Raw genomic sequence first — 19452 nt, forward strand, 5'->3', positions numbered from 1 at the left:
AAGATTCGGAGATCCAAAGCGCAGTGGTTGGTTTTTTTAGCCGGTAACCCCACGTTACCAATCTAGCAACGCTGTTTCACCTGTGTCCAGACCGCTCTTCTACACTCCGAACCGTATTCAGAAGCAAAACAGTGGCAACCAGGCACTCGGATGCATGGCACCCCGGGTGAATAGCGCCGCGAGCAATGGCGTGAACAAATGGCTCGAACGCGGCCGCCTGGGCGGCTATTGAAATGGCGCGCAAAAGCACCACTTTCGGAACACTCAATAGCAGGGTACTTTCAGATGAATGCTGGTTTTATCAAGGCCGCTCTCGCGGCGGTTGCACTCACTTTGGCAGCAGTCGGCACGGCAAACGCGGCCGGCTGTATGAAAGGCGCAGTGGTGGGCGGGGTTGCCGGCCACTATGCCGGGCATCATGCGGTCGTAGGCGCGGTGGGCGGTTGTCTGGTAGGCAGACATATGGCTAAAAAAGAAGCCGAAGAACGCGCAGCGCAACGTCAGCAAGTGAGGGCACAATAGCCCGGCCTATTCACGCAATCCGTAGTCCGCGAGTCGGCAGAATCTCCTGCGTAATCACAAAACGGTGCTCTTTGACGGCGTCGTGAAAGCGCCGGTAATCACTTTTCTCAAAGGCGTCGCTCCACCGGGGGCGGTCCCCGCTGTCGTCGTCGGACTGCAAACCGGTGGCCTTATATTTCCAGGAGCCGAGCCCCTTGGCCACATAGTCAGGAACCGACTCTGACAGGCCTGGAATGACATCGGTTTTCACCGCTTCGCAAATGGTCTGCAGGCGCTTGTTGTCGTCCAGGTTCCGATTGGTGTCGAGAAGCTTCGTGAGTGCGGCTGTGGCATCTTCCGGCAGACCGGGCTGGGATTCAAAATCTTCCCGTCCCGCGACGTAGGCACGCACCGCGCGGCAAGTCATCTCGGCGGCCTGCATGAACTCCGGCAGATTGTGCCTGTTGACGCGCTCGTTTCTGCCGTCGGTGTAATGCCATTTCGCCCACGGCTGGTCGGGATAGTGCAAAGCAGCCCCATGACCTACGGGCAGTGCAAGCGTCAGCACATCTTCCTCGACGTGTTGGACCAGATGCCGGGTGGCGCGGGTAAGACGGGCAAGCCAGCCTTCCCGCGTGCAATCCTCCGCCTCCAGCATATGAACGCGGTTCATCGGGCTTTCGATACCGGCGAAGCCCTGGTGGGCCCACGTATCGACGTATGCGTGCAGCGTCACGCCCAGGCGGTGCAATGCCGTATCGGTGCCCCGCTGCCGGATTGCCCGGCGCACCACCTCGCGAGCAACTGCGCTATCCGGGCGGCACACCGCCTTCTCGTCAAGCGTCTCCCCCTCACCGGCAGGCAGAAAATGAAATGGTGTCCACACCAGACGGTTCTGGTCGTCTTCCGTGTTGGTGTAGTCGAATAGCTTGTGCGCCGTAGCAAAGCGCTCGAAAGTCTCGCCACCGGCAAAACGCAGTATTCCTGACGTGGTCGCGTCGTCGACATACTGGCAGGCATGGGCCACCGTGAGCGCATCGGCCGGCTCCATCCCGCCGAGACGGGCGACGATATAGACCACCCCGTAGTGAAAGTCGATATTCATGGAAAACGCTCCTGAGGCGCGACGAATGACGGCTAGATCTTCCGGAATGCGCAAAGCGGCGATTGCAGTGTCGCCGCACGCGCAGAGGGTAAACGACCGAGTGCAGCAGGACTTTAAAAAGAACGCTACTACTTTTAGGGGAACGGGCACGCCGCCCCTACCCCACACGTGATCTGAATGCACTCGCCGCGCTGCGTGACAATCGGATTTTCGTCAGCCGGGTGAGGCGAGAACTTCTATTCTTTTAGAAGATCCAGTCGATCGGCAATATGTCAGGTTCGATCATCGCGAGAGTAGCTCGACTTTTATCGCAGACGGATTTCAGTGAACAAATGCAGTGCCCTGAAAAAGAAAAACCCCGCTTCGGTCTCCGGGGCGGGGTTCAGTCTCAGCGCATTTCGTACGGTATTACTTAACGATACCTACGAGTTCGACTTCAAACGTCAGATCGCTATTCGGCGGAATCGGGCCGACTCCGCGCTCGCCATAGGCCGTGGCCGACGGGCAGGTCAGCTTGGCCTTCTCACCGACCTTCATCTTTTGCACGCCTTGCGTCCAGCACGGAATCACGCGATTGAGCGGGAAGGTTGCCGGACCGCCATGCTTCGCCGAGCTGTCGAACTCGGTGCCGTTAGCAAGCGTGCCGCGATAGTTGACCTTGACGACATCGTCTGCGGCCGGCTGGGCGCCCGTGCCCTGCGTAAGATGTTCAACGACTACGCCGGAAGGCAGTTTCTCAGTGGTGGAAGCGGCCATCGCCGTCGAAGAAAGAACAGCCGCGGCGACCAAAGCAACGATAGATTTCAAAGCGAGTCTCCAGGTGGGTAGTGCGTGTCATTGTAGCGGATGACATGTTGCACGCCACCGACCGTCGATGCCGGCCAATCACAGACGCAAAGGCCATTGAGCGGCGGGTGCCCGTGGCACAGAGAATGCTACTTCCTGAGGAGCGACACGCAGGGTCGCCACCCGGCGCGCACGCGCGCTATACAAGCGACTCAATACGGTTCCTTCCGCAGGCGGATACCATGACCACTGAAAACCTGGAACCGGAACTTGTCGTTGAAGATATCGCTGAACGCTCCTGGATGAAGCGGCTAGGTCCCGGCCTGATCACCGGCGCCGCGGACGACGATCCGAGCGGCATCGCCACCTATTCGCAGGCCGGCGCGCAATTCGGCTTCGGATTGCTATGGACGTTGCTGATCACCTACCCGCTGATGGTGTCGATACAACTGGTCAGTGCGCGCATGGGACGGGTGACCGGCAGTGGACTCGCAACCAATCTGCGCCGTCACTACCCCGCTCCGCTCCTGTATCTCGCGATACTGGTGCTGCTCGCGGCCAACACCATCAATATCGCGGCAGATCTCGCAGCAATGGGCGCCGCCGCCAAACTGGTGATCGGCGGGCCGGTACAACTCTATGTCGCGTTGTTCGGCACGGCGTCGCTGCTGATGCAGGTATTCATTCCATACGATCGCTATGCAAGCATTCTGAAATGGCTGACGCTCGCGTTGTTCGCGTACGTCGCCATCATCTTCGTGATTCCGATTGATTGGAAAGCCGTCGGACTGAGCATCGTGAAACCGCCAGTCCAACTGTCCGGCGACTATCTGACGACCGTGGTCGCGGTGCTCGGGACAACCATCAGCCCATATCTTTTCTTCTGGCAGGCGTCGCAGGAAGTCGAGGAGATCCGCTCGAATCCAGCGCAGCGAGCGCTTTTACGCGCGCCGCTGCAGGCGTCCGCACAACTGAAGCGGATCAACACGGACACGTGGGTCGGCATGGCCGTTTCGAACGGTGTGGCGTTTTTCATCATGCTCACTGCCGCCGCCACGCTGCACGCGCATCACATCGAAGTCAAAACCACCGCCGACGCGGCCAGTGCGCTCAAGCCGATTGCCGGCAACCTGGCGTTTGCACTATTCAGCCTCGGCATTATCGGCACGGGTCTGCTGGCGTTGCCGGTGCTGGCGGGTTCGGCCGCCTACGCGGCTGCAGGCACGATGAAATGGCGTAACAGTCTGGCGTTGCAGGTGAATCTGGCGAAGCAGTTTTATGGTGTGATCGCGGTGGCAATTCTAGGCGGCATTGCGCTCACGTTCATGCGACTCGACCCAATCAAAGCGTTGTATTGGAGCGCGGTGATCAACGGTGTCGCAGCCGTGCCGATCATGGTACTCGTGATGGTGATGGCGGCCAGCCCCAAGGTGATGGGCCAGTTCGTCGTGACCGGCTGGTTGCGCTGGCTCGGCTGGATCGCCACCGCAGCAATGGGGCTCGCTGCGGTTGGCATGTTCTGGCCAGGATGATTGCGTCTGAACCTATTCGATGTTCTCGCCGGGAAACGGTAACAGCCCGCTCCCGGCGATTTTGCCGCGCGTGGGGTTAATCCAGACGATGCACCACGTAGCCACCCACCGCCTCGACGGCGTGCGCCTTGAAGTCCGCGAGCATCGTTTCGCGCTCGCGGACATCGGCTAGAACAGCTGGATCGAGTAGCGCGGTAATCACTTCCTCGCGATCGCGGCTTGCTTCCGATACCACGTCGCCATAGGGGCCCCAGACCGCGCTCGCGCCGCACGTTTCCCAGCCGCCGGTTGTGCCGACGTGATTCGACATGAGCACGTACAGCGTGTTGTCAAAAGCACGCGCGGGGAACCAGATGCGTGACTGGTGATAGCCCGTCGTCACGCTGAAGAGCGCACTCACCAGGTAAGCGTGCGCGCCGTTCACCGCAGCGCTGCGTGCGTGCTCGGGAAAGCCGGAGTCGTAGCACACGCCGAGCGCGAGCCGCCATCCGTCGATCTCCAGCATGCAGCCTTGCGTGCCGGGCCGGTAAATCTTTGTCTCGCCGCTATAGAGATGCTGCTTGTGATACGACTCGATCAGCTCGCCGGAGCGGTTGAACACCAACGACGAAATATGAAGACCGTCCACGCCGCCCATGCCACGTGTTGCCGCGCCGACGATTACGGCGATCTCGCGCTCGCGGCAAACTTCGCGAATCGGCTCGAGCCGTGCATCGTGTTCGTCGAATGCGTATCTGGCGGGGTCGCCGGCAATCAGATCAGGCTCGTAGCCGCTTAGGAATTTCTCGGGAAAGACCACCAGTTTCGCGCCGCGGTCGGCGGCGATGCTGGTCAGTTCGACCGTTCTGGCGATGTTTGCCGTGACGTCACCGGAAACCGGTTGCGCTTGCGCTGCCGCGATTCGCAATGGTGCTTGCGGCAGCGGGGCCTGTTTATTGTTCAACGCGGACTCCGTTGTGAATGGACTGATGCGGTGTGGCCGCCGGAGGGGCGGCTCTGGCGTTCTATGCGGTGGGCGTGACCCGGTATTTAATCATGGACGGCACTTTATCAGGCCGATGCTGTTTGTGTTCTTGTGGGCCGCGTCGAATGGATGCTTGCTGAACCGCCGAGGGTTGCAAGACGCGTTAGTGGCCGTGGACGGCGGCCTCGTGAAGGGTTAAATCCAAAGGCGCGCAGCAACGCTGTGCCCAACGTTCCGCACGGTTCCGCTCAGTTCACCTCGACCACGACTTTGCCTCGCGCGCTGCCGTCGGCCAACGCTTCATAAGCACGCTGCGCGGTGCCCAGATCAAAGCGCCGCGCGTCGAGTCGGGGCGCGAGCCTGTTTTCTTCGGCGAGCCGCGCCGCCACACGCAGCATCTCACCGTGATGCGCGCGGCCTTTCCCGGAAAGCAATGCATGCAGCGTAAACACGCCCGAGTAGGTGGCTTCGCGAAACGACAGTGGCGCTAGTGCATGCGTGCCCCATCCGAGCGCGCTCACCACATGGCCAAAATGCCTCACGGCAGCAAACGACGCGTCGAGCGTCGTCCCGCCAACCGTATCGACGACCAGGTCGAAACCCACACCATCCGTCGCAGACTGGACATATTGCTCGACTGACTGTGCACGGTAATCGATCGGCCTGACGCCGAGTACCTCCACCACGCCGCGGTCGCGCTCGCTCACGGTCGCAAAGACCTTCCCACCCAGCGCGAGCGCCAACTGCACCGAGATGTATCCGACACCGCCCGCCCCGCCATGCACAAGCACCGTTTGCCCTGTCTGCAAATGCGCACGATCGACAATGCCCGAGTACGCCGTGATGAAAGCAAGCGGCAAAGCCGCGGCTTCGCGCATGGAAAGATTAGACGGTTTCAAGGCCAGCAGATCCGCATCGACCGATGCATATTGCGCCAGCGAGCCTTGCAGGCCACCCACGCCACCCGTCATTCCGTACACCTGATCACCTGCCTTGAACCGGTCGACACCTGCGCCCACTGCCTCGACGACGCCGGCCATGTCGATCCCCAGCACCGCCGGCAATGGATGCTTCGCGTGCCCGGCGGCGCCGGCACGGATTTTTGTGTCGAGCGGATTCAGGCCGCTCGCGGCGATTCGCACCAGCACATCGCCGCGCGCAGGATCAGGGCGCGGTAGTTCGGTCAGTTCGAACGGGCCGTCGTACTGCTTAAGAACAAGAGCTTGCATGGACATCACGTCTCCCCAGCCGTTGATCGTGAACGAGTCGATACGGGCATATTCCTCCGTGCGATACCACATGTAAATCGACACGTCACCACGGTACGCAGACGAAAATGCCACCGTTCGGCCAAAAGTGTCGCCGCACAGCCACCAGCACGGCGCACAACCAACACTTCCTATCGCGGTCTTTTCCCGAAGCATTTCCACCATACGCGTGAGCGGCGACAGCCATGTCTGGTACCGCAACGCACGGACACTTGCCGCACGTGCTTTCGCGCGGCGTCGATCGTGGACGCGGGTTTACCTTTGTTTGACTTACGGAAGCAGAGCCGTTTACTGGACGCAACTTGAACCTGTCCAGACGCTTTCAATTTGCTTTGTTCAGCTGAATGGTGTTCCGAAAGCGTCTCCTATTATGTCTGGAGGTGTGTCATGGTAAGCGTGTCCAGCAGCGCCGCTGAAGAACTCAAAGCCGCGATCCGGGGCGAACTGTTGCGGCCCGGCGACGCGGGTTTCGACGAGGCCCGCAGCATCTGGAATGCAATGATCGACCGGCATCCGGCGTTGATTCTGCGCTGCGCCGGCGTGGCCGACGTGCGCCGCGGCGTAGCATTCGCGCGCGACAACAATCTGCCGCTGGCAGTGCATAGCGGCGGCCATAACATCGCCGGCACCGCGCTATGCGACGACGGCCTCGTGATCGATCTGTCGCCGATGAAATCCGTCTTCATCGACCCGGTCGCGAAGCGCGCGTATGTCGAACCTGGTGCTACGCTCGCCGATTTCGACCACGAAGCGCAAGCGTTCGGACTCGCTACGCCACTTGGCATCAACTCGACCACTGGCGTGGCAGGTCTGACGCTAGGTGGCGGGTTCGGCTGGCTGAGCCGCAGATATGGCATGACCGTCGACAATCTGATTTCAGCAGACGTGGTCACTGCCGACGGAGAGTTGCTACATGCAAGCGCGGACTCGCACGACGATCTGTTCTGGGCAATTCGTGGCGGCGGCGGCAATTTCGGCGTCGTGACGCGCTTCGAGTTCGCGCTGCATCCGGTCGGGCCGCTCGTATACGGCGGCCTCGTCGTGCTGCCGATCGATCAGGCGAAAAATGCCCTGCTCCAATACCGCACGGCTGCAGAACAGATGCCGGAGGAGCTGAGCGTATGGGCCGTCCTACGGCTTGCGCCGCCGCTGCCGTTCCTGCCGCCCGAAGTGCACGGCAAACCGGTCATCGTATTCGCGATGTGCTACACGGGCCCTCTCGAAAACGGGCCGTCTGTGGTGGAGGCGGTACGCGGCTTCGGCACGCCGGTCGGCGAACATCTTGGGCCGATGCCGTACGCCATGTGGCAACAGGCGTTCGATCCACTACTCACGCCGGGCGCTCGTAACTACTGGAAGTCGCACAACCTCGACAAAATATCGGACGGTCTCATCGATGCGCTGCTCGATGCGATCGGCAAGCTGCCGTCACCGCAGTGCGAAATTTTCTTCGGGCAGATCGGGGCGCAAACGAGCCGGGTGCCGGTCGAAGCCACAGCCTATTCGAGCCGCGACACGCAATATGCGATGAACGTGCACGGCCGTTGGGATGACGCGAGCGATGACGAGCGCTGCATTGCCTGGGCCCGTGCTTTCTTCGATGCAGCCGCACCTTTCTCTCTAGGGAGCGTGTACGTCAACTTCATGACGCAGGAGGAAGGCGGCCGGGTGGCCGACGCGTATGGGCCGAACTACGCGCGTCTCGTCGCCGTGAAGAACCGCTACGACCCGCACAACCTGTTCCGCCACAACCAGAACATCCGCCCGGCGGCCTAGGAATCGAGGAGGATCGAGTGGGATGGGGGAAAGCGGCGTTGAACGCCGTGCATCCCCCCGCGAACGTCAGTGCATGACAGTTGTCTATACTCAGGCCGCGGCGTCGGGCACGCTAAATGCTGCCTGGCAGGTATACGGGCTACAGACGTATGCATGTGCCGAGCTCATGGCACTCACTGTCACACAAGAAAACGCAATCTTCACTACGCACACGGAGAACAATCATGCGCAGACGACAATTCATCATGACCTCGAGCGCCGCTTTGGCTACGGTGGGTCTTGGCCTCGCCGGCTGCACGACCACGTCGCCATCCTCGGGCGCGTCTGAGTCGGCGAATGCCGGCAAGCGCGACACGATCAACGCCGGCGTCGATTCCACCTTGTCGCGGCTCTACGCGAACGTCACCGGCTCGCGTGAACTGGTCGCCAAGGCGCGCGGCGTGCTCGTGTTCCCGTCGGTGATTTCGGCGGGCTTCTGGGTTGGCGGGCAATACGGCGAAGGCTCGTTGCGCGTGGGCGGCCGCACGACCGGTTACTACAGCACCGTTGCGGGGTCGTTCGGTTTGCAGATCGGCGCGCAGTCCAAAGCGCTGGTCTTCCTGTTCATGACGCAGGAGGCGCTGGACAAATTCCTCAGCAGCCAGGGTTGGGCAGCAGGGGCCGATGCAACGGTCGCCGTCCTGAAGGTCGGTGCAAATGGCGCTGTCGATACCTCGACTGCCACCAGTCCGGTCGAAGCGTTTGTGCTGACGAACGGCGGTTTGATGGCCGGTGTGTCGCTCGAAGGCACGAAGGTCTCACGTCTGATCATCTGAGCGATCGCTCGCTAGCTCAGAGTCAGGCGCCGTCATGCAGCTGGTCGCGTGACGCCTCCGTCAGGGGGCGTCACGCGCGCCACGATGACCGTGCTGGTCGTATCACCAGTGAGCATCGCCAGTCATATTGACCAGATCGCGGCAAAAACTCACCCGTTTTACAATTCCGCCAGGCCACCGCGCCACCTTGGCGACGACATTCAGTCTCTGACGAGCGCCGCGCGTGCCTCCACGCGGTTCACGCCCCTTCCGGCAACGTGAACACGGCAATCGCAGCCGCCAGTTGCCCGGTCTGTGCTTTCAGGACGTCAGCGGACGCGCTGGCCTCTTCCACCAAGGCGGCGTTCTGCTGGGTCGTTTGATCCATGCTCGCCACCGCAATGTTGACCTGTTCGATGCCCGAGCTTTGCTCGACCGACGCCGCGCTGATCTCGCCCATGATGTCCGTCACGCGGCGCACTGCGTGCACCACTTCCTGCATCGTTTCACCGGCCCGGCCCACGTACTGCGAGCCGCCTTCGATCTGCGCGGCCGATTCCTCGATCAGCGTCTTGATCTCCTTGGCCGCCGCCGCGCTGCGCTGCGCGAGGCTGCGCACTTCGCCCGCCACCACCGCAAAACCACGCCCTTCCTCACCGGCACGCGCCGCTTCGACAGCCGCGTTCAAGGCAAGAATGTTGGTCTGAAAGGCAATCCCCTCGATCACGCCGATGATGTCGCCAATCCGGTGCGATGACTGCGAGATGCCACGCATCGTCTCGACCACCTGGCCGACCACTTCACCGCCGCGCGCCGCCGTCTCCGATGCGTTGTGCGCCAGCTGACTGGCCTGCTTGGCGTTGTCGGCGTTCTGCTTCACGGTCGCGGTGATCTGCTCCATGCTGGAAGCGGTTTCGCCGAGCGCGGTTGCCTGCTGTTCCGTACGGCGCGACAGATCCGCGTTGCCGGCGGCAATCTCGTTGGACACCGTCGAAATCAGCGTGGCGCCGCTGCGAATCTGCGTGATCGCCTGCGCGAGCCGATGCTGCATGCGCTGCATCGCGGCGAGCAGGCTGACGTTGTCGCCGGCCTTTGTTTCGACCACCACATCGAGGTCGCCGTCGGCGATACGTGAAGCGATCTGTGCCGCGTAAGCCGGTTCGCCGCCGAGTTGCCGCAAGATGCTGCGCAAGATTACGCCGATCACGACGCCCACCACCAGACACAGAATCAGCGCGGCGCCGACGTACTGCACGAGCGTGGTGTAAAACGCGGCGTCGATATCGTCCGTGAACACACCGGTGACGATCGTCCAGTCCCATGGCTTGTAGAGCCGCACGTAGTTGATCTTCGGCGCCATCTGATTGGAGCCCGGCTTCAGGAACTGCAGGTGGATGAAGCCTTCGCCTTCGCGCTGGGCGAGATCCGAGCCGTCCTTGAACACGTGACGGCCTTGCGGGTCCGTGAAGCCGCTCATGTCCTTGCCTTCGAGATCGGCGCGCACGCCGTGCATCAGCACTTTTGCATGCGGGTCCTCGATGACGAGGTAGCCGCCGGCGCCGTCGTAGCGCATTGCGCGCAGGTCGGCCATGGCTGTGCGTTGCGCGTCGGCGAGCGGCATCGTGCCGGCCGTGACGAGGCCGTTATAGCGATCCAGCACGCTGTAGGCCACGCTCACCACGCTTTTCAGCTCGGCCTGCCGGTTGGCGATCATCGTGTCGCGCGTTTTGAACGCGCCCCACAGGCCGATAGCCAGAATCCCCATGCACATCACTGCTAGCGCGAGCCAAAGCCGCACTTTCAGGCGAAAGCGTTCCATCTCCGTATTCCTTTCTACTTATAGCCGGGCGCCACGCGGGCGAGCACCCTAACTGTTCATGTCAATCTTCGGAATAACGGCGGAGCGGGGGAAAACTTCAGCGTTTGTTTGATGGGTTTGTTGATCCTTTCGCGCGTTGGTCCATGGGGTTGAGCTTGACTGGCGCTACTCGCCGGGGCGGCGGCGCCCCAACCCTTCACTCGGCCGGCAGCGCAAGCGAGGCAACTTCACAGCGCGGCCACTGTTTCAGCACCTCGGGCGCCATCAGCAACTTGGCCGCCCGCACCCCCGCCCCCATCACGATCTGAGCACGCTCCATGACGGCGGCGTCGACGAGAATGCGCCAGTCTTCCGGCAAGCCGAAGGCCGTAATTCCGCCGAACTCCATCCCGCTATGCTCCACGGCGGCTTCCCGTTTGGCGAACGAAAGGCGCTGCGCGCCCAGCGCCGCCTTCACCGCGCCGTTGATGTCCAGACGCAGCGAACCCAGCGAGACCAGCGCCGCGTAATGCTCGGCGCCCTCCTTCTTATAGCGGACCACGATCGTGTTGGCGCAGTCCGCGAGGCCAAAGCCGTAGCGTGCGCTGAATTCGACGGTGTCCGAAGCGTCGTCGCTGACGGCAAATACCGTCACGCCGTGGGCCGGCAGATCCTCGACGACATGCGCGGGCAAATGCGCGCTCAGTTGTTCCGCGGGAATGATATCCAGCTGCTTGACGAGTTCGTGCGAGTGCATAGTGATCAAAATGTGAAGGTCCATCGGCATTCTAACGGCACACATGCTGGCGGCGTATCGCGCGCATGGGCATGAAGCGCTTGTTATAGTGACAGGCACAAGGTTTGCGAAAGGCGTCGATGTGAAGGTTGCACATGCTGCATTGAGCCACGTCAACGGCACGCACGCGGCGCTTCTCGCGCCAGTACCTCCTTGAGAAACACGACCATGGACATCGACACGCTCTCCGCCGAGAACCTCCAGTTGGTAGCGCGCAGGCAGGCCAATTGGGCAATCGGCGCATTCAAACAGTTCGCCGACGACCGCTGCGCGGCCATGGCAGCCAGCATCGCCTTCTATGCGGCCTTCTCGCTCGCGCCTACGCTGGTCATGGTGATCGCCGTGGCGGGCTGGTTCTTCGGCGCCGCCGCCGCGCGCGGCGAACTGTTCAACCACATTCACGGCCTGCTCGGCGACCAGGCTGCTGCGGGCGTGCAAACGATCGTCGAGAACGCTCATCACAGCGGCAGCGCCGGCGGCATCGCGGCGATCATTTCGTTTTCGATGCTGGCGATCGGCGCCTCGGCGACCTTCTCATCGCTCAATAGCGCGCTCAATATGGTGTGGCCGTACACCGGGCCGCGCTCGTCGAGCGTGATTGCGATGGTGCGCGTGCGCCTGATTTCGTTCGGCCTGGTGCTCGGCGTCGCCTTCCTGCTGATCGTCTCGCTGGTGCTCGATACGGTCATCACATTTATCGGCAAATGGCTGTGGGGCAACTCGCCTTATGTGGCGATCGGCAACCTGCTGCAACTCGGCGTCGGCCTGCTGGTGCTGGCCTTCGCCTTCGCCGGCCTGCTGAAGTTTCTGCCGGACGCCAAGGTGCAGTGGCGCGATGCGTTCGTCGGCGGAGTCGTCGCGGCTGTGCTGTTCTCGGCGGGCAAGAAGCTGTTCGCGCTGTATATCGCGCATGCCGGGATGGCGAGTTCGTTCGGCGCCGCCGGCTCGCTGGCCGTGCTGCTGATGTGGCTGTACTTCTCTGCTGCCGTGCTCCTGCTCGGCGCGGAGTTTTCGGCGGCGCGCGGGCGCATGCACGATCCGCGCGGCGGCTGGGGCATGCAGGAAAACTCGCCGCCGGGCAGCCGCGCCATGCTTGCTTCGGTGTTGGCGGCATCGACGGTATCGGCCGATGCTGTGCCTCACGTGGACAACCGCGAAACCCCTGCTGCCGGGCTTGCTCCAGCAACCGGAGCGGCTGCGGCTGCGGCCGTGGCGCGGGCCGCAGCAGCGCCGGCATCAGCTTTGCCGCTGCGGGAACCGCGCAAACAGACTTCAGCGCGGGCAACCGCAGTCAAGATCGGCCGCACTGTCGTCCTGACCGAAGCGCAAGCGACACGTGCCGCCGCGGTCACGCTGGTTGGAGCAGGCCGCACGGCCGCCGCCGCCGATCGCTATGTCAAACGGCATCCATGGACTTCGGTGTTGTTTGCGGCGGCGGCCGGGCTGGCTGCCGCGGCGGTGGCGCGCCGCAACGCCGGCGATAACGGCCCCGGTGCGTAAATAGGCGTGAAGACTGAAGCGGGCCGCGGCTCCCGCTGACATAGCCAGAAAAGACTGCCCGGCATGAAGACCATGGCGGCAGCCGACGACGACACACCATCGCGTCAAGTCTGAACCACGGGCTGCAACCGCCGCGGTTACGCACCTGCCCATAACGCATAAATTCTGTCCAGCGCGTCCGTCAAGCGAAACACGGCTCCATTTTTATATGGACGCTGTAAAACGGCACGAATAGCTAGACGACTAAATTACAAAGGCCATTCAAACAAGTGTCCAAATTGAGGGGAGCGAGGCCTTCACTGTCAACAAAACAACAATAATGCGTGGTCAACCAATCAATATTGCGGAAATGGCAATAATCGTTAACGGGCTTTAAATACAAGGCTTTGCGTCGTTTGTCGGTTTTTGGAGACACTCTTTTTTTTCCGGTTCTTACCCGTTGGGGCAGTGAGCTATTCTCCTTTCCGCAACAACAAACTAATCATCTGCGTGGAGAAATGGATGAAACGAGTCGCACTGTCTACCCTCTCGCTGGCGCTTCTGGGCGTCACCGGCATGGCGCATGCTCAAAGCAGCGTTACCCTTTACGGTTTGATCGACGAATCGGTCCAGTACGTCCACAACACGAAGGACACGGCCGGTAACAACAAGAATCTGGTCGCGATGGTTGCCGGCAATCTGCAAGGCGATCGTTTTGGCCTGAAGGGCACGGAAGACCTCGGCGGTGGCCTGAAGGCAATCTTCCAATTGGAAAACGGCTTTGACGTGAACAGCGGCAAGCTGGGTCAAGGCGGCCGTATGTTCGGTCGTCAAGCCTACGTCGGCCTGACGGGCGACCAGTGGGGCACGGTCACGCTGGGTCGTCAGTACGACCCGGTGGTCGACCTGGTTCAACCGCTGACGGGTGACAACTACTTCGGTTCCACCTTCGCAACGCCGGGCGACGTCGACAACAACGACAACTCCTCGCGCACGAACAGCGCCATCAAGTACACCTCGCCGGTGTGGGGCGGCTTCCAGTTCGAAGGCATGTACGCTCTGGGCGGCGTGGCTGGTCAAACGGGTTCGGGTCAAACGTGGTCGGGCGCTGCAACGTACGCAACGGGTCCGTTCAGCGTTGCTGCTGGCTACTTCCGCGCTGACAACGGCAACACGCTGGCTAGCCGCATCGCTGGCACGCCGCCGTCGGCAGGCTGGAACGGCAGCACGTCGGACGGTACGTTCGACGGCCAGGTCAACACGGCGTACGCAGCAGCGAAGTCGATCGGCATCGCTCAAGTTGCAGCGCAATACGTGACTGGCCCGTTCACGGTCAACCTGCGTTACAGCAATGCACAATACAAGCCGGATGCAAATTCGGGCTTCGGTTCGACCGAGAAGTTCAACGTCGGCGGTGTGTACCTTGGCTACCAGGCAACGCCGGCTATGCTGGTGGGCGTGGGCTACGCCTACACGAAGGGTACGGGCGACGCGAGCGCAACGTATAACCAGGTTTCCCTGGGCGGCGACTACAACCTGTCGAAGCGCACGGACATCTACCTGGTCGGCGCATGGCAACACGCAAGCGGCGAACAACGTAACTCGAGCGGCAACCTGGTTTCGGCTGGCGCATCGATCGGTTCGTACGGCTACAACTCGGCTTCCAACTCGCAAGAAATGGTTAGCCTGGGCATCCGCCACAAGTTCTAATCGAACTTGACGGACTGCTGAAGCAACACGCAGTTGAAAACCAGCCACAGGCGCAAGCCTGTGGCTGGTTTTTTTTCGTCTGCCGGTTCTGGCGCATGCGCGCGAATCGACAAGCAGTTCCGCGCGCATCGTGCCGCCCACAGGATCAACGCGATCGGCAAAGCAAAAGAAAAAGGCCGTCAGCAAGCCTTTAAGAGGCTCGTGACGACCTTGGTGTGACGCTCCCGGCCCGTAGTAGGCCTCTAAATCTACGCAGCGCCCCTAGCGCCGCTGCGCCTTGCCCTTCTCCGCCTGCGCCAACGTCTGCGCCGGCTTCGCATCGAGCTCATGCTCCACGCCGTCCGCCCCTACCGGCGCGCGATGCAGCACCAATGCACGCTCACGCTGCAGCAGCGGCACATCGGGCGACTCCTGCCAGTCCGGATCGGGAATCTCGCCGAACACCTGACGCAGCCGCTCGCCCCACGTGCGGTGAATCATCTCGAAGTACGCATTGTCGTGGTCGATCGAAACGAAGCGCGTGACTTGCAGCGAATCTTTCTCGTACACCAGCAGATCCAGTGGCAGCCCGACCGAGAGATTCGAACGCAGCGTCGAATCCATCGAAATCAGCGCGCACTTGGCCGCTTCGTCGAGCGGCGTGGACGGCGTCAGCACGCGGTCGATGATCGGCTTACCGTACTTGGCCTCGCCGATCTGGAAATACGGGTTCACGGCCGAGGCTTCGATGAAATTACCCGCCGCGTAGATCATGAACAGGCGCGGCCGGTTGCCGGCGATCTGGCCGCCGAGAATGAAGCTGCAATTGAACTCGACGCCGAATTCCTGCAACGCATCGGCTTCGCGCTGATGCACGCGGCGGACCGCGTGGCCAATCACGCGGGCCGCGTCGGCCATGGTGGGCGCGCTCCAGAGCGTGGGCTGCGAAGGATCGACGGGCTCGGACAGCTCGTGCAGCACCGCTTGCGTGAGCGACAGGTTGCCGGCGCCCAGCAGCACAAGCATGCGTTCGCCCGGCTGCTCGAACACCGACATCTTGCGCGCGGTGCTGATGTGATCGACGCCCGCATTGGTGCGCGTGTCCGACAGGAACACGAGCCCGTCGTCGACGGACATCGCTACACAGTAAGTCATAAGGAAAAGTACCCGCAAAAAACGACTGAACGGCGCTATTGTAATGCGGCGCGCATGCGCCTTACCCCGTTTTACGGCTGCCGCACGCCGAATCTGAATGGCTATGCGGGCTGACGCTCACTTAAACGGCTCGCCAGCCCTCCTGGCGAGCTGTCCTGTGACGGACAGCCAAGGCGGCCGCGGGAGGCCTGTCCTGCAGCCTGGCAAGCCTATTGAGTTGGCCGCCAGCCCCAACCGTTTATTGCGGCATCTGTCCGCTGACCGTGACGGACACCTTCAACTGTTCCTCCAGCCCGCCGATCCGTCGGCCGCGCACCGGCGCGGCGGCTTCGTAGTCGCGCGCCACGGCGAGCCGGCAGTAGATCTCGCTGGCGAACGCGGCGTGCGTGACGTCGACGGAAATCCAGCCCTTGCCGTCGAGCCACACGTCGACCCATGCGTGGCTCGCGCCGTGGTCCGCCCCGAGGGGACTTCCTCCTGCGCTGACGTCGCCGGGTTCAATGTAGCCGCTCACGTAACGCGCCGGGATGCCGCGCGCGCGGCAGCAGGCCAGCATCAGATGCGCGTGGTCCTGGCACACGCCGTTGCCGAGCGCGAGCGCCTGGGCGGCCGTGCTGGTGACTTCGGTGATGCCAGTGTTGTACTTCACGCGCTGCACGATCTGTTCGGCCAACTCGATCAGATTGCCGGAAGTCGCGAGACTCGGCACCGATGCGGCCAGCTCGCGGACTGCCGCATCGGCCTCGGTGAGACGCGTCGAGCAGGTGAAATGCTCAAGCGGAATCGGGCCGACCGCGTCGGGCAATTGACCATCTTTCAGCGCAATCGTGTCCACTTCGCCCGCTACGTGCAGACGAATCTCGCCATGTGGCTTGTTGATGACGAGCGTATGCAGCACATTGCCGTAGGCATCGAAAGTAGCGTCGAGCTTGCCGGGCGCATCGATGCTCCAGCGCCGCACCACCTGCGAGGCGCCGCTTGCCGGCGTCAGACGCAGTTGCTGGATCGAATAATGGACAGTCGCTTCGTAGCGATAGGACGTGTCGTGGCGGATCGTCAGGTACATAAAAAGAACTCCGTCAGGCGACTGGCAACATCAGATAGGTACGCGCAACCAGATTGCCGAGCTCGAACACGCGAGCCAGGAACTGTGTCAGATAGGCGTGCAGGCCGGCTTCGAAAATCTGCCGGATGTCGGAATACACCAGCTCGGCGCGCAGCTTGCCGGCGAACCGCTCGCACTGGTTCGAGCCGGGCGTGCGCAGCATCGCCAGATTTGTGCAGACGCCTTCGAGCGAAGCGAGCAGCGAGCGCGGCATCTGCTGGTTCAGGATCATCAATTCGACCACCCGCGCTGGCGTGACGACATCGCGATACACCTTGCGATAAATCTCCAGCGCCGACACCGAACTGAGAATCGAGGTCCAGTAGTAAAAGTCTTCGAGCTGGCGCGCGGCATCGCGTGAATTCGGCTCGACGTCGGCAAAGCGCACGTCGAGAATCCGCGCAGTATTGTCGGCGCGTTCGAGGAAGGTGCCGAGCTGCGTGAAGAAGAACGCGTCGTCCTGCAACGCTGTGCCGATCGTCACACCGCGCGACAGATGCGAGCGGAACTTCACCCACTCGAATAGCGCGCCCGGATTGCTCACGGCCTGACCGGACTGGCTCCGTTCGTTGAATTCGAGCCAGGTGTCGTTGATGGTTTCCCACCATTCGGTCGTCAAGGTGCCGCGCACGGCGCGGGCGTTTTCGCGCGCGGCCTGCAAACACGAGTGAATGCTCGACGGATTGTTTGCGTCGGCCACCATGAAATCGAGCACATGCTCGCGGGTCGGTTCATCGTAGCGCTGCGCGAACGCACTTTCGAGCTCGGAAATGCGCAGCACCGAGCGTTGTGCGCGCGCCTCCTGCTCGGGCGTTTGCGGCAGCAGCAACGCCTTCAGGTTGATGTCGAGCATGCGGGCGGTGTTCTCCGCGCGCTCCATGTAGCGGGCCATCCAGAAGAGGTGATCGGCGGTTCGGCTTAGCATGACGGCGTTCCGTATCTGATGACGCGAGACCCTGGTAAAAGTAAAAAGGCTCGCGCTGGTTATCCGTGTGCACCGGCGGCGGTTCGACTACTTCGCCGGCACGTTGGGTTGCGGGTGCGGTTGCATGAATTGCTGCACCAACTCCAGCATGAGCAACCGCATTGGCAACCGCGTCAGTCGACCATCCACGTATCTTTGGTCCCGCCTCCCTGCGACGAATTGACGACGAGGGAGCCCTCCTGCAACGCCACGCGCGTGAGACCGCCCGCGCACATCGTCACGCTCTTGCCCGACAGCACGAATGGCCGCAAGTCGATATGGCGCGGCGCGATGCCGGACTCGACGAACGTCGGACACGCCGACAATGCAAGCGTCGGCTGCGCGATATAACCTGCGGGCCGCGCAATCAGGCGTTCCCGGAACGATTCGATTTCGGCTTTCGTCGACGCCGGTCCCACCAGCATTCCGTAGCCGCCCGCGCCATGCACTTCCTTCACGACCAGCTCGGGCAGATGCGCGAGCGTGTACGCGAGATCGTCAGCCTTGCGGCACTGGAACGTGGGGACGTTGTTGAGGATCGGCTTCTCACCAAGGTAAAACTCGATCATTTCCGGCACGTACGGGTAGATCGATTTGTCGTCGGCGATACCGGTGCCCATGGCGTTCGCCAGCGCTACACGTCCGGCTCGATAGGCAGTCAGCAGACCCGGCACGCCCAGTGCCGAATCGTTGCGGAAAGCGAGCGGATCGAGAAAATCGTCGTCGACGCGGCGATAGATCACGTCGACGCGCTTCGGTCCCTGCGTGGTGCGCATGAACACATAGTTGTCGTCGACGAACAGATCCTTGCCTTCCACCAGTTCGACACCCATCTGCTGCGCGAGGAAGGTGTGCTCGAAATACGCGGAGTTGTACATGCCCGGCGTGAGCACCACCACGACCGGATCGTCGACGCCTTCGGGCGCAACCGAGCGCAGTGTGTCGAGCAGCAGATCGGGATAATGCGCGACCGGCGCAATGCGGTTCTGCACGAACAGTTCGGGGAAAAGCCGCATCATCATCTTGCGGTTTTCCAACATATAGGACACGCCCGACGGCACCCGCAGGTTGTCTTCGAGCACGTAGAACTCGCCCTCGTCGCCTGCGCGCACCACGTCGACGCCGGCGATATGCGCGTAAACACCGAGCGGCACGTTGACGCCCTGCATTTCAGGCCGGTATTGCGCGTTGGTATAGACCTGTTCGGCCGGCACGATACCGGCGCGCACGATGTTGCGATCGTGATAGACGTCGTGGATAAACAGATTGAGCGCCTGCACCCGCTGGCGCAAACCGGCCTCCAGCGTCTGCCATTCGCTGCGCGGAATGATGCGGGGAATCAGATCGAAAGGGATCAGCCGCTCGGTGCCGGACAAATCGCCGTTCACCGCAAAGGTGATACCGACCCGGCGGAACAGCAGGTCGGCTTCCGCACGCTTGCGTGCGATCGCCTCATTGCCCTGCTTTACCAGCCACCGCTCAAAGCGCGCGTAGTGTGGCCGCACGGCATCGTCATGATGACGCATCTCGTCATAGCATCGCATGTCACGCCCCGCTCTTGTTGTCGGATAGAAGGCGAATGCGCTGCGCATTCGGTGTTCGACAATCGTTCAAGCAAGCGCTATGCCATTGAGCTTTTCGCGCGCCAGATACAGTGCATGCACGCTAACAGCGCATCCCGACCGGCATGGCTTCGCTGCCATCGTACTGCGGCGGCTCATGATGCGCTAGTACGGTGCA

The 19452-nt window shown here is 61.9% G+C and carries 17 protein-coding genes; 7 read left to right on the forward strand and 10 right to left on the reverse strand.

Features of this window, described 5'->3' with window-relative positions; translation table 11 throughout:
• Positions 1 to 285 precede the first annotated feature (285 nt).
• Positions 286 to 522, forward strand: a complete 237-nt coding sequence (locus tag R8871_RS02060) for a hypothetical protein (protein WP_175048822.1) — start codon at positions 286 to 288, stop codon at positions 520 to 522.
• 10 nt (positions 523 to 532) lie between these two features.
• Here the strand turns inward: R8871_RS02060 and R8871_RS02065 are convergent, their stop codons facing one another.
• Together R8871_RS02065 and R8871_RS02070 are read right to left on the reverse strand one after the other, a co-directional pair.
• Positions 533 to 1606: a DUF6765 family protein gene (locus R8871_RS02065; RefSeq protein ID WP_175048823.1), complete on the reverse strand. Its 1074-nt coding sequence runs from the start codon at positions 1604 to 1606 to the stop codon at positions 533 to 535.
• Positions 1607 to 2014: 408 nt separating this feature from the next.
• Positions 2015 to 2362 carry an FKBP-type peptidyl-prolyl cis-trans isomerase gene (locus R8871_RS02070; protein ID WP_246287459.1) on the reverse strand — a complete coding sequence of 116 codons (348 nt, stop codon included), beginning with the start codon at positions 2360 to 2362 and terminating at the stop codon, positions 2015 to 2017.
• Between the two features lie 272 nt (positions 2363 to 2634).
• On the opposite strand from R8871_RS02070, the gene R8871_RS02075 reads away from it, so the two are divergent.
• Positions 2635 to 3924 carry an NRAMP family divalent metal transporter gene (locus tag R8871_RS02075; RefSeq protein ID WP_175048825.1) on the forward strand — a complete coding sequence of 430 codons (1290 nt, stop codon included), beginning with the start codon at positions 2635 to 2637 and terminating at the stop codon, positions 3922 to 3924.
• A gap of 76 nt (positions 3925 to 4000) precedes the next feature.
• Here the strand turns inward: R8871_RS02075 and R8871_RS02080 are convergent, their stop codons facing one another.
• Both R8871_RS02080 and R8871_RS02085 read right to left on the reverse strand, forming a co-directional pair.
• Positions 4001 to 4867 carry a carbon-nitrogen hydrolase family protein gene (locus R8871_RS02080; protein ID WP_175048826.1) on the reverse strand — a complete coding sequence of 289 codons (867 nt, stop codon included), beginning with the start codon at positions 4865 to 4867 and terminating at the stop codon, positions 4001 to 4003.
• A 269-nt stretch (positions 4868 to 5136) separates the two neighbouring features.
• A complete protein-coding gene (locus tag R8871_RS02085) occupies positions 5137 to 6123 on the reverse strand; it encodes a zinc-dependent alcohol dehydrogenase family protein (protein ID WP_175049939.1) in 987 nt (328 codons plus the stop codon).
• 420 nt (positions 6124 to 6543) lie between these two features.
• Between R8871_RS02085 and R8871_RS02090 the strand changes: the two genes are divergently transcribed.
• Both R8871_RS02090 and R8871_RS02095 read left to right on the forward strand, forming a co-directional pair.
• A complete protein-coding gene (locus R8871_RS02090) occupies positions 6544 to 7932 on the forward strand; it encodes an FAD-binding oxidoreductase (protein ID WP_175048827.1) in 1389 nt (462 codons plus the stop codon).
• A gap of 224 nt (positions 7933 to 8156) precedes the next feature.
• A complete protein-coding gene (locus tag R8871_RS02095) occupies positions 8157 to 8747 on the forward strand; it encodes a BPSL1445 family SYLF domain-containing lipoprotein (RefSeq protein WP_175048828.1) in 591 nt (196 codons plus the stop codon).
• A 238-nt stretch (positions 8748 to 8985) separates the two neighbouring features.
• Here R8871_RS02095 and R8871_RS02100 read toward each other — a convergent pair whose 3' ends face one another.
• Both R8871_RS02100 and R8871_RS02105 read right to left on the reverse strand, forming a co-directional pair.
• Positions 8986 to 10545 carry a methyl-accepting chemotaxis protein gene (locus R8871_RS02100; RefSeq protein ID WP_175048829.1) on the reverse strand — a complete coding sequence of 520 codons (1560 nt, stop codon included), beginning with the start codon at positions 10543 to 10545 and terminating at the stop codon, positions 8986 to 8988.
• Positions 10546 to 10741: 196 nt separating this feature from the next.
• The gene (locus tag R8871_RS02105; protein ID WP_175049940.1) at positions 10742 to 11281 is read right to left on the reverse strand and encodes a YbaK/EbsC family protein; all 540 of its coding nucleotides are present in this window, start codon (positions 11279 to 11281) and stop codon (positions 10742 to 10744) included.
• A gap of 207 nt (positions 11282 to 11488) precedes the next feature.
• Here R8871_RS02105 and R8871_RS02110 point away from each other — a divergent pair, with 207 nt between their 5' ends.
• From R8871_RS02110 to R8871_RS02120, 3 genes are all read left to right on the forward strand, one after another.
• Positions 11489 to 12820, forward strand: a complete 1332-nt coding sequence (locus R8871_RS02110) for a YihY/virulence factor BrkB family protein (protein WP_175048830.1) — start codon at positions 11489 to 11491, stop codon at positions 12818 to 12820.
• A gap of 501 nt (positions 12821 to 13321) precedes the next feature.
• Positions 13322 to 14509: a porin gene (locus tag R8871_RS02115; protein ID WP_175048831.1), complete on the forward strand. Its 1188-nt coding sequence runs from the start codon at positions 13322 to 13324 to the stop codon at positions 14507 to 14509.
• Between the two features lie 33 nt (positions 14510 to 14542).
• Positions 14543 to 14728: a hypothetical protein gene (locus R8871_RS02120; protein WP_175048832.1), complete on the forward strand. Its 186-nt coding sequence runs from the start codon at positions 14543 to 14545 to the stop codon at positions 14726 to 14728.
• Positions 14729 to 14770: 42 nt separating this feature from the next.
• Here the strand turns inward: R8871_RS02120 and R8871_RS02125 are convergent, their stop codons facing one another.
• The 4 genes from R8871_RS02125 to R8871_RS02140 all read right to left on the reverse strand — a co-directional run bounded on the left by R8871_RS02125 (position 14771) and on the right by R8871_RS02140 (position 19256).
• Positions 14771 to 15643 carry a proteasome-type protease gene (locus tag R8871_RS02125; RefSeq protein ID WP_175048833.1) on the reverse strand — a complete coding sequence of 291 codons (873 nt, stop codon included), beginning with the start codon at positions 15641 to 15643 and terminating at the stop codon, positions 14771 to 14773.
• Between the two features lie 238 nt (positions 15644 to 15881).
• Positions 15882 to 16709, reverse strand: a complete 828-nt coding sequence (locus tag R8871_RS02130) for a transglutaminase family protein (protein ID WP_175048834.1) — start codon at positions 16707 to 16709, stop codon at positions 15882 to 15884.
• Positions 16710 to 16722: 13 nt separating this feature from the next.
• Positions 16723 to 17673, reverse strand: a complete 951-nt coding sequence (locus R8871_RS02135; protein WP_054040396.1) for an alpha-E domain-containing protein — start codon at positions 17671 to 17673, stop codon at positions 16723 to 16725.
• 173 nt (positions 17674 to 17846) lie between these two features.
• Complete coding sequence (locus R8871_RS02140; protein ID WP_054040394.1) at positions 17847 to 19256, reverse strand: circularly permuted type 2 ATP-grasp protein; 1410 nt, start codon at positions 19254 to 19256, stop codon at positions 17847 to 17849.
• Between the last annotated feature and the right edge of the window lie 196 nt (positions 19257 to 19452).

The organism is Paraburkholderia sediminicola (assembly GCF_902859805.1).
Lineage (GTDB): Bacteria > Pseudomonadota > Gammaproteobacteria > Burkholderiales > Burkholderiaceae > Paraburkholderia > Paraburkholderia sediminicola.

Excerpts from the sequence above, each read along its gene's own strand:
- R8871_RS02115 (WP_175048831.1), top strand. The coding sequence starts at position 13,322 with ATGAAACGAGTCGCACTGTCTACCCTCTCGCTGGCGCTTCTGGGCGTC.
- R8871_RS02125 (WP_175048833.1), bottom strand. The coding sequence starts at position 15,643 with ATGACTTACTGTGTAGCGATGTCCGTCGACGACGGGCTCGTGTTCCTG.
- R8871_RS02135 (WP_054040396.1), bottom strand. The coding sequence starts at position 17,673 with ATGCTAAGCCGAACCGCCGATCACCTCTTCTGGATGGCCCGCTACATG.
- R8871_RS02110 (WP_175048830.1), top strand. The coding sequence starts at position 11,489 with ATGGACATCGACACGCTCTCCGCCGAGAACCTCCAGTTGGTAGCGCGC.
- R8871_RS02130 (WP_175048834.1), bottom strand. The coding sequence starts at position 16,709 with ATGTACCTGACGATCCGCCACGACACGTCCTATCGCTACGAAGCGACT.
- R8871_RS02100 (WP_175048829.1), bottom strand. The coding sequence starts at position 10,545 with ATGGAACGCTTTCGCCTGAAAGTGCGGCTTTGGCTCGCGCTAGCAGTG.
- R8871_RS02060 (WP_175048822.1), top strand. The coding sequence starts at position 286 with ATGAATGCTGGTTTTATCAAGGCCGCTCTCGCGGCGGTTGCACTCACT.
- R8871_RS02065 (WP_175048823.1), bottom strand. The coding sequence starts at position 1,606 with ATGAATATCGACTTTCACTACGGGGTGGTCTATATCGTCGCCCGTCTC.
- R8871_RS02095 (WP_175048828.1), top strand. The coding sequence starts at position 8,157 with ATGCGCAGACGACAATTCATCATGACCTCGAGCGCCGCTTTGGCTACG.
- R8871_RS02085 (WP_175049939.1), bottom strand. The coding sequence starts at position 6,123 with ATGTCCATGCAAGCTCTTGTTCTTAAGCAGTACGACGGCCCGTTCGAA.
- R8871_RS02090 (WP_175048827.1), top strand. The coding sequence starts at position 6,544 with ATGGTAAGCGTGTCCAGCAGCGCCGCTGAAGAACTCAAAGCCGCGATC.
- R8871_RS02075 (WP_175048825.1), top strand. The coding sequence starts at position 2,635 with ATGACCACTGAAAACCTGGAACCGGAACTTGTCGTTGAAGATATCGCT.
- R8871_RS02105 (WP_175049940.1), bottom strand. The coding sequence starts at position 11,281 with ATGCACTCGCACGAACTCGTCAAGCAGCTGGATATCATTCCCGCGGAA.
- R8871_RS02140 (WP_054040394.1), bottom strand. The coding sequence starts at position 19,256 with ATGCGATGCTATGACGAGATGCGTCATCATGACGATGCCGTGCGGCCA.
- R8871_RS02070 (WP_246287459.1), bottom strand. The coding sequence starts at position 2,362 with ATGGCCGCTTCCACCACTGAGAAACTGCCTTCCGGCGTAGTCGTTGAA.